This is a genomic window from Actinomycetota bacterium (genome assembly GCA_035759705.1).
Taxonomy (GTDB): domain Bacteria; phylum Actinomycetota; class CADDZG01; order JAHWKV01; family JAHWKV01; genus JAJCYE01.
Map to the genome: position 1 here is coordinate 1 of DASTUJ010000073.1, position 8,911 is coordinate 8,911.

11 protein-coding genes and 1 tRNA gene are annotated in these 8,911 nt (G+C 64.6%); 7 read left to right on the top strand and 5 right to left on the bottom strand.

Annotated features, from left to right (window positions below):
* The 3 genes from VFV09_04915 to VFV09_04925 all read left to right on the top strand — a co-directional run.
* Positions 1-469, top strand: a 469-nt coding sequence (locus VFV09_04915) for a serine--glyoxylate aminotransferase (GenBank protein ID HEU4867054.1), incomplete at its 5' end; no start/stop codon positions are given.
* Positions 470-1,441 carry a D-glycerate dehydrogenase gene (locus tag VFV09_04920; protein ID HEU4867055.1) on the top strand — a complete coding sequence of 324 codons (972 nt, stop codon included), beginning with the start codon at positions 470-472 and terminating at the stop codon, positions 1,439-1,441.
* A gap of 235 nt (positions 1,442-1,676) precedes the next feature.
* Positions 1,677-2,453 carry a metalloregulator ArsR/SmtB family transcription factor gene (locus VFV09_04925; GenBank protein HEU4867056.1) on the top strand — a complete coding sequence of 259 codons (777 nt, stop codon included), beginning with the start codon at positions 1,677-1,679 and terminating at the stop codon, positions 2,451-2,453.
* Positions 2,454-2,752: 299 nt separating this feature from the next.
* On the opposite strand, the gene VFV09_04930 is transcribed toward VFV09_04925, so the two are convergent.
* Positions 2,753-3,811, bottom strand: a complete 1,059-nt coding sequence (locus VFV09_04930) for a hypothetical protein (protein ID HEU4867057.1) — start codon at positions 3,809-3,811, stop codon at positions 2,753-2,755.
* A 328-nt stretch (positions 3,812-4,139) separates the two neighbouring features.
* Positions 4,140-4,212: transfer RNA gene (locus tag VFV09_04935), tRNA-Lys, on the bottom strand.
* A 122-nt stretch (positions 4,213-4,334) separates the two neighbouring features.
* Between VFV09_04935 and VFV09_04940 the strand changes: the two genes are divergently transcribed.
* Positions 4,335-4,583, top strand: a complete 249-nt coding sequence (locus tag VFV09_04940) for a hypothetical protein (GenBank protein ID HEU4867058.1) — start codon at positions 4,335-4,337, stop codon at positions 4,581-4,583.
* On the opposite strand, the gene VFV09_04945 is transcribed toward VFV09_04940, so the two are convergent.
* Positions 4,577-5,050: an Rrf2 family transcriptional regulator gene (locus VFV09_04945; GenBank protein ID HEU4867059.1), complete on the bottom strand. Its 474-nt coding sequence runs from the start codon at positions 5,048-5,050 to the stop codon at positions 4,577-4,579. The two genes, VFV09_04940 and VFV09_04945, sit on opposite strands and share 7 nt — an antisense overlap.
* Positions 5,051-5,428: 378 nt before the next feature.
* Entirely contained in the window at positions 5,429-6,151 is a 723-nt protein-coding gene (pepE, locus tag VFV09_04950) for a dipeptidase PepE (protein ID HEU4867060.1), read from the bottom strand.
* A gap of 131 nt (positions 6,152-6,282) precedes the next feature.
* Between pepE and VFV09_04955 the strand changes: the two genes are divergently transcribed.
* The 3 genes from VFV09_04955 (at position 6,283) to VFV09_04965 (ending at position 8,248) form a co-directional block, all read left to right on the top strand.
* Positions 6,283-7,158: a trypsin-like peptidase domain-containing protein gene (locus tag VFV09_04955; protein HEU4867061.1), complete on the top strand. Its 876-nt coding sequence runs from the start codon at positions 6,283-6,285 to the stop codon at positions 7,156-7,158.
* Positions 7,159-7,263: 105 nt separating this feature from the next.
* Entirely contained in the window at positions 7,264-7,812 is a 549-nt protein-coding gene (locus tag VFV09_04960) for a universal stress protein (GenBank protein HEU4867062.1), read from the top strand.
* A gap of 67 nt (positions 7,813-7,879) precedes the next feature.
* Positions 7,880-8,248 carry a helix-turn-helix domain-containing protein gene (locus VFV09_04965; GenBank protein ID HEU4867063.1) on the top strand — a complete coding sequence of 123 codons (369 nt, stop codon included), beginning with the start codon at positions 7,880-7,882 and terminating at the stop codon, positions 8,246-8,248.
* A gap of 45 nt (positions 8,249-8,293) precedes the next feature.
* Here VFV09_04965 and VFV09_04970 read toward each other — a convergent pair whose 3' ends face one another.
* Positions 8,294-8,857 (bottom strand): YceI family protein, encoded by a 564-nt coding sequence (locus VFV09_04970; GenBank protein ID HEU4867064.1) that lies wholly within the window; start codon positions 8,855-8,857, stop codon positions 8,294-8,296.
* Between the last annotated feature and the right edge of the window lie 54 nt (positions 8,858-8,911).

Consider the following 8,911-nt stretch of genomic DNA (forward strand, 5'->3'; position numbering starts at 1 on the left):
GGGCGGTTACTTCCCCTACACGCCGGCTCTGTCGCTGTTGTTCGGCCTTCGGGAGTCGCTGGACATGCTGCTCGACGAGGGCATGGACAACGTCTTCGCCCGCCACAAGCGGCTCGCCGAGGGCGTGCGGGCAGCGGTCGACGCCTGGGGCCTGGAGCTCTGCGCCCGCAAGCCGAAGTGGAACTCGGACACCGTGACCGCGGTGATGGTCCCGGAGGACGTCGACGGGGCGAAGGTCATCGACCTCGCCTTCCGGCGGCACAACCTGGCGCTCGGCGCCGGGCTGACCAGGATGGCCGGCAAGCTGTTCCGCATCGGCCACATGGGCGACCTCAACGATCTGATGGTCCTGGGTGCACTGGGCGGGGTCGAGATGGCCATGGCCGACGCCGGAATGAAGGTGGATTTCGGAAGCGGCGTGGGGGCCGCGGCTGCCTACTACCAGCGGACACCCGCCGCGCACCATTAGTTGAACGATCGTCCCAGGGTGGTGGTAACCCGCCGCCTGCCGAAGCCGGTCGAGGACGAGCTGAGCAGGCTGTTCGACGCCCGGCTGAACACCGATGACCGGGCTCTGACCACCGAGGAGTTGCGTGAGGCGGTCGCCACCGCAGACGCACTGCTTCCGACCGTCACGGACAAAATCTCTGCCGAGGTGTTGGGGGCCGGCCCCCGCCGCGTCCGGATCGTCGCCAACTTCGGCGTCGGCTACAACAACATCGACGTCGAAGCCGCAAAGGCCGCCGGCATTGCCGTCACCAACACACCCGGCGCCCTGACCGACTGCACCGCCGACCTGGCGATGACCCTTCTGCTCTCGGCCGCCCGCCGGGCGGGGGAGGGCGAACGCCACCTGCGGGAGGGCAGCTGGACCGGCTGGCGCCCGACCCACATGCTGGGGACCAAGGTCACCGGCAAGACGCTGGGGATCATCGGGCTCGGGCGCATCGGCCGGGCGGTCGCCCGGCGGGCCCACCACGGCTTCGGCATGAAGATCCTCTACTACAACCGCACTCCGGTCCCGGCAGATCAGATCGAAGACCTTGACGCCGAGCTGTGCACCCTGGAGCAGCTGCTGGCCCGGAGCGACTTCGTCTCGCTGCACTGCCCGTCGACCCCGGACACCCGCCACCTTTTGAACGCCGAGACCCTGGCGTTGATGAAGCCGGGGGCGTTCCTGATCAACAGCGCCCGCGGAGACGTCGTCGACGAGTCGGCCCTGGTGGACGCCCTGAAGTCGGGAACGATCGCCGGGGCCGGGCTTGATGTCTACGACGGCGAGCCGGCGGTCCGTCCCGAGCTCGCCACGATGGAGAACGTCGTCTTGCTGCCGCACCTGGGCAGCGCCACCACCGAGACCCGCGTGGCAATGGGGATGCGGGCGGTCGCCAACCTGAAGGCCTTCTTCAACGGCGACCCGCCGCCGGACCGGGTGGCCTGAAGCTTCGAACCACCTGGCCGGTCCGGTGAGGAACCGGCCAGGCGGCCCGCGAGACTAACTGTCCTGGCCTTCTCCCTCGTCGCCTTCGTCCTCGGGAGTCTCCAGCCACTTGTGCATTAGCCCTCCTTGTCGCCGTTTGCCGGGGAAGCCCGTCAATCGTAATTCCGTCCGCAAGCCCCTTCAATGGAGAATTTAAGCTTGACATGTGACCAAACAGTCACATATATTTCTGGTTATGGATGAAGTGTTCAAGGCACTCGCAGACCCCACCCGACGGAGCCTGCTGGACGAGCTCTTCCGGGAGGACGGCCAGTCCCTGACGAGCCTCGAACAGCGGCTTCCGATGACCCGGTTCGGGGTCATGAAGCACCTGAAGCTGCTCGAGGAGGCGGGGCTGGTGGTCACCCGGCGGAAGGGGAGGGAGAAGCTCCACTTCTTGAATCCGGTACCGATCCGGCTTGTCCACGACCGGTGGGTGAGCAAGTACGCCGAACCATGGGCCGCCGGCCTCAGCGAGCTCAAGACCCGATTGGAGGGAACGATGGAAAAGGTATTCGAGATCTACATCAAGACCACCCCCGAGCGCCTCTGGGAGGCCATCACCGACCCCGAGATCAGGGCCAAATACAACTTCGGCTCCCGGGTGGAGTCCGAGTGGAAGGTGGGCGCCCGGGTCGTCAACGTCCACGAAGCCGCCGGGACCGAGGACAACCTTCTGGGAGAGGGTGAGGTGCTGGAGGTGGACCCGCCCCGCCGGCTGGTCCACACGCTGCGGGCCCTTTGGGGCGAGGACGTCAAGGCCGAGGGATTCTCCCGGGTCACGTGGGACATCGAGCCGGTAGGGGACTCCTGCCAGCTGACCGTCACCCACGACCAGCTCCGTGAGGGCGCCAACAACCAGCTGTACGGCGGCTGGCCGATGATCCTCTCCGGGCTGAAGACCTACCTGGAGACGGGCGAGCTGCTGACGACCCCGGGGTCGCTCATGTACCAGGGCCAGGACGCCTCGTAGACAACGCTCAGTTTTCGTTAGCCAAGGGCCGTGGCGGGTAGGGATGTAGGGGCTCGCATTAGAGCCGCACACTCGAAGAAGAAGGGAGGACAGGATCTCCGAAGCCTGCGGAAAGTACTGGTCGAAGTGGGACGGCGATTACGAGGGCGAGTGCATCCTGGAGTCTCATGGCTCCGGCAACCATTGGGATGGCATCTGCTGGTTCGACGACGAATTCGAGGAGGTCACGGAGCCGTCACCCGAGGACCAGGAGCGGTACATGCGATACAGGGAGATAACCGGATGAGGGCGCGGTCACCTCACTTAATCAGTTTCACTCGCTCCAGGAGGAACGAGTAGTAGTCAATTCTCTCCTGCTCCTGCGCCCTGGTCGACCTCGTTACCGCGTCCTTCAATAAGCCCTTGTTGGCCTTGATTGCATCGCGGCTCATGTGGAACCCGGTAGCGAAGGAGTCCTCGTAGGTTTTTTGGACGTCTATCCCAACCTGGCCGGCGATAAAGGACACCACCGCTTGTGCATAGGTCTTGACCGCCGAGCCTTTCCTGAGGGGCTCCGGGAAACTTCGTCCGAACGACCGGTCGTCGTTTTTCATTGCGAATATCGACGAACTCGGATTGAAGTTGTCCAGCGCAACCGCGGAGGGGTTGGCTCCGCCCGTGAAGTCGAGGTTCTGTACGTTGACGGTAGGAGTCACGGTATGGAACCTGTCCACGTTGCCGACGAACAAATCGAAGGCAGCCATGCGCCCGAAGTCCACCCAAATCAACGGGTTGTTTTGAAGCAACAGCATCGCCTCCGTCTGCACGCGAGGCGGCAGTACCGGACGTGCCGGCGCCGGTCCTACTGCGGCCGGCGCCCCACCGGGCGGTGGCGGAGCCGGCCTGCCGGGCCCCGGGCCCGGTGCGTTACCCGGCACCGCCTTGTTGATCATGTCTTCGAGACTGTCGCCAACGGGCAGAAACTCCAGCTTGAGGCCGGCGAACTGGCCCCCGGGCATTGCAGCGGTTGCGATGCCGGCGAGGCTCACTGCATCTGCGCCCCAATTAGCCGGTACTTGCGTTAGCGCCGTGAGGTCATCCTGAGTGAGGAACTGGAAACTCGGTACGTTGGGCAGAAGTTGTTTGGCCATGAGATTCGTCGCCAGAAGCCGCGCCTTCTTCTGCTCTTGCGTTTCACTGCCGGGCTCGAACTTCGCGACGAGCTTCGACCCGTCGCGGGCGGTTAAAATGAAGGTGCTTTTTCCGGGCACCTTGAATACTGTTTGCAGCTCGCGCGCCCGTACCGGCTTGTCGTAGGCAAGCCGCTGAAGACGGATCGCGGGGGGTGAGCCCTCACGGGTCCCGATCAGGCTCTGCACGGCGCCGTTGCCTGCGGTTCGCTGGAGGTACCTGATCTGCCGGCTGAGAACCTCCGGAGCGGCCCCGTTGGTTTTCTGAATCCCATGCAGCCCGCCGAGGGGAGTAGGTTCGGACTCCTTTCGCGGCTCGAGAACGTTCGTGCCGGCTCGATGCGAAGAGTGCTTTACGCGCTCGTCGTCCTGTGTCTTGTGCGACATTCGGACCCAACTCCTCCCCAAGAAATCCGTTGAGTTGCCCATCGCCGTGTTTTCGCGAACGAGAAGCCTCGCGAATTGGATGTTTCGAAGTCAAACCAAATTGGAAGGGCGGTGTGAGGGGCGGGTTTTGTGGGCCCCCGGGGTCTCGAACCCCGCACACTCGGATTAAAAGTCCGATGCTCTACCCGATGAGCTAGAGGCCCTTTTTCCCGGGCACAGGCCAGGGTTTCCGGACTGACCGGGGTGCTGCTTTTCGATGCCGGCGCCGGTCGACCCCTAGTTTATTCGGAATGGACACCGACGCTCACGAGAGTACGATGGGCCCATGACCGACTACATGTTGGGCCGCCAGCTTCCGCCGACCATGGCCGGGGTCCCCTCGTTCTGGAAGGTCGGCGACGCCGATCTCGTGGAGCACGCCCTGTCCCCCCGCAACAACGCCCCAGTGTGCGGGTACGAGGGCGAGATCAAGCCTTCGGAGGAGCGCTGGTACGAGTCCAAGTCCAAGAACAAGTGTCCGTTGTGCCAGACCCGGACCGGCGACGACCCGAAGATGGAGCCGCCCAGCTACTGATATTTCAGGGCGAAACGTTCATCGGCACCGTAGTTCGCAGCCAGCTCCTTGATATCGGGAGGTAGGTTGCCCGAGGCCAGGTCGGCAAGCGTCACATGCTCCAGAACCGATCTGAGGCTCGCCCGGACCGCCATCCAGATCACCAGCATTCCCTCGGCGGGCCCCTCGTAGACCAGGTCTTTGAAGCTGGTGTCCCGGACGGTCGCCAGGGGGCCGTCGATGGCCCGGATCACGTCGGCAATCGTGATCTGGTCGGCCGGCAGCGCCAGTTCGTACCCGCCCTCCAGTCCCCGGTGGCTGCGCACCAGCCGGGCTCGCTTCAGCTCGTTCAGGATGCCCAGCAGGAACTTGAGGGGAATGGTCTGGGAGCGCGAGATCAGGTCGGCTTTGACCGGAAGACCGGTTTCGTCCGCGGCAAGCTGAGCCATTGCCTTAACTGCGTAGTCGACCTTTGCGGAGATTCGCACCGGATCATTATTGCCCACCGATGGGGCGCGCCCGGAAACTTCGAGGTGTTAGGGAAGTATTTGCCGGGTTCGGGACCCGGATTTAGCTTGCTTCCCAGCTGAAGGAGCCGACGGGCCAGAGGCCGAGGCGGTCTTCGTGCCAGGAGTACTCGCTCTGCGGTGACAGGTCGCAGCCGCAGGACCCGCAGTAAAGGGAGACGGCGCTGGCCGGCGTTTCGCACGAAGGGCACCTTTTGAGGGAGCTCTTCTTGGAGTGGTTCACGGAGGTTTTCAGGTTCAAGTATTCACCTCACAGCATTGAGGAACTTGCTTACAGGGGTCCGAACACCGTCGCAGCGCCGCGCGGGGGACATTAATCCCAACAAAGTTATTTGAATTCTAATGAAGCTTCCCGGCCGGCGTCCAAAGCGCACCCCCGGGCTCGACGTCGACCGGCGGTTCGCCCTTGAAGAACAGGCGGGCCGGCGCGCCAACCAGGGTGTAGACGTCGTCCTCCACCCGGATAAGGCCGCCCTCCCGCAGGCCTATCACGGGCGTGTCGTTCATCTCGTGGAACTCGCGGAGCCGGTCGTCCCGGGTCTCGCCGAAGTGCCGGGTGTACGAGTCGCCGCTGCGTAGGTAAGTGTCCCCGGAGAAGTAGTGGGCGTTGACCTGGAACGGCACCAGGCCGAGCGTTCTGAAGCTCGGGGGCCGGACTATCGGCATGTCGTTGGTGGTCATCATCGTCGGGCAAGCGACGTTGGTTCCGGCGCTTACCCCCATGTAGGGGAGTCCGTCGAGGACCCGGGCCCTGATGGGGCCGAGCAGGTTCAGCTCGTAGAGGGCGTTCACCAGCCGGAAGGTGTTGCCGCCGCCGATGTAGATCGCCCGGGCCTGGTGCACGGCCGCAACCGGGTCGGGCTCCCGGTGAATGCCCCTCAGTGCCAGCCCGGCATCCAGCCGCCGCTCGGTCATTACCTCGAGGTAGCGGTCGTGGTCTTTTAGTGCGTAGGGGACGAAGAGGACCTCACCCACCTCGCCGAAGAACGACTGCATCTGTTCGGTGAGCAGGGCAAGTCGTTCGGGGGTGCGGAAACCTCCGCTTCCCAGGAGCAGGCGCATATCGGCCAGTCTAGATAAGGCGCCCGGCGATTTCTCAGTGTTTGCTCAGCGTGGTCCTAGGGGTCGCTCAGATTGCGCCCCTACCTTTGGCTGACACAATCAGACCAGTTTGTTCAGGAGGGCAGCCATCGATGGAGCCTTATGACCTTGGGAGGCCCCACTCGAGGGGCTCGGCACCGCCTCCCTGGAGTACCCCGAAGCCGGACATCCTTCCCGCTTCTTCGCCTGTAGTTGCTCCCGACCGCCACCTCCGGTCGGGCAGCCTGAGGCTGGTGGTCATTCCCCTGATCTCTGCGCTGATCGGTGCCGTGCTCGGCGTCGGGGCGACCCTCACGCTTGTCGACCCCGGCGCCGACACCCCGGCGCCCTCAATCGCCCGGACCGTCTCCTCGGGAGCGCCGGGGCTGACCGGCGTGGCAGACGTTGCGGCAAAGGTGATCCCAAGCGTAGTCCAGGTCGACACCACCCAGCGATCCCGCTTCGGGACCCGCCGGGGCACCGGCTCGGGAGTCATCTACAGCGCCGACGGCCTGATCATCACGAACAAGCACGTGGTGGAGGGCGGGACCGCCTTCCAGGTGACGATGTCGAACGGTGACCGGGTCCCCGCCACCCTGGTCGGCCTCGGGGAGAGCGACATTGCGGTCCTCAAGGTGAACAAGTCCGGTCTCCCTGCGGCCACCCTGGGGACCGACGGCAGCATCCACGTCGGTGACGTTGCGGTGGCCGTTGGCAGCCCGTACGGCCTCGACGGAACCGTGACCGCAGGGGTGATCAGCGCCCTCGACCGGGAAATCGACGTGTCCCGAGACGAGTCCCTGAGCGGCCTTCTCCAGACCGACGCCCCGATCAACCCGGGCAACTCCGGCGGGGCGCTCGTCAACTCGGCCGGAGAGGTCATCGGAATCAACACCGCAACGGTCGACGGCGCCGGAAGCCTTGGCTTCGCCATCTCGATCGACGCGGTGCTGCGGGAGGTCCGCGAGATCACCGGCTTGGACGCGTAACAGGTCCATATGGACCCCGAAATGGGGTCCATATGGCAGGTTCCAGGACGCCTGGAGAAGCGTACAAAGAAGCCCTGCCCGGTTCTTCTCGGTTAAGGAGGATGGATGAAGCTGATGAGTGTCGCCAAGCGCACCGTGCAACCGCCGCCGGAGGAGCAGCTTCCGCCGGCGCCGTCTGCCGGGCTCGCAGAAACCGGCCTTCGGGCGCTGCTTGCGATCGAGGCAGGCAATCCCTCTTTTGAGTCGGCAGAGTTCCTGAAGAGGATGCTGCCGGCCGGGTCCCGCGTCAGGGTGCTGACGGTGCGTTCCTACGACTTCCAGGGCGACGGGCAGTGGGGCACCCTTGGACCCCAGCTTCCCGCCGGCCGCGACACCGAAGGCGAGGACCACCAGATCACCCTGCGCATCCTAGAAACCGTCGGTGCGAAGGTAAGCGCCAAGCAGCGGTTCGGCCACCCTCCGGACGAGATCCTCGCCGAAGCCTCCGACTGGGGCGCCGACGTGATCCTCATCGGCCACCACAACGGCCTCGGACGCTGGTTCGTGGGAAGCGTCGCCGACCACCTGCTCAAGCGGTCGGTGGTGCCGGTGCTGGTGGTCCCTCAGATTAGCTCGCTGCACCTGCAGGCCCAGGCCTCGGCTGCCGCGACCTAGAACGACCTGCAGCCACTACTTCGCCGGAAGAGCTATCCTTTAAATAGGAACTTACCCGGAGGAAAAAGTGGCTGGCTCAGGCGATCTCGCACCGCAGTGCCCCACCTACAACCGCGCCGCGGAGATCATCGGCAGCCGGTGGGCGGGGGCAGTGGTCCGGGCGATGCTGGCCGGGGCCACCCGGTTCAGTGAGATCCGCGACTACATCAACGGGATAACCGACCGGGTGCTGTCCAAGCGCCTCAAGGACCTGGAGAGCGAAGGGATCCTGGTCAGGAAGGTCTTCAACGACACGCCGGTCCGGATCGAGTACCACCTAACCGAAAAGGGGAGGGCGCTGGCCCGGGTTGTCGATGCCATGACCGAGTGGGCGGACGAGTGGCTCGTCGCCCCGGCCGCTGCGCAGGACCGGCGGGAGACGGCCGGCCGGAAATAAAACAGGGACCGGCGGATGCCGGCCCCTGTCGAATGAATCCTTGCCTTATGCGGTTTTGGTGGCCGATACGTCGAACTCGAGCTTGACCTTGTCGCTCACGAGCACGCCTCCCGAGTCCAGGGCTGCGTTCCAGTTGACGCCCCAGTCCTTGCGGTTGACCTCGGTAGCACCCTCGAAGCCGACCCGGGTGTTGCCCCAGGGGTCGGTCTCGACACCGTTGTACTCGAAGGGGATGGTCACCGGCCTGGTGACTCCACGGATCGTGAGGTCGCCCGTAAGGTTGAAGCTGTTGTCGCCGGTCGGCTCGGCCGAGGTGGAGACGAACTTGATCTCGGGGAACTCGTCCATGGCGAAGAAGTCGTTGGAGCGGAGGTGGGCGTCGCGGTCGGCGTTGCCGGTGTCGATGCTCTTGGCCTGGATGGTGACGTTGGCCGAGGAGTTCTCGGGGTGGGCCGGGTCCAGGTGGAACGAGCCCTCGATGTCGCCGAAGTGGCCGCGGACCTTGGTCACCATTGCGTGCCGGGCCTGAAAGCCGATGCGGGTGTGGGACGGGTCGATCGTGAAGTCCCCGGTGATCCTGTCCAGGTCGCTCTGGGTTGCGGTGGTCATGGCGTTTCCTTTCACTTGTCTGGTTACTAGTTGGAAAATAGTCGCTATCTTGTT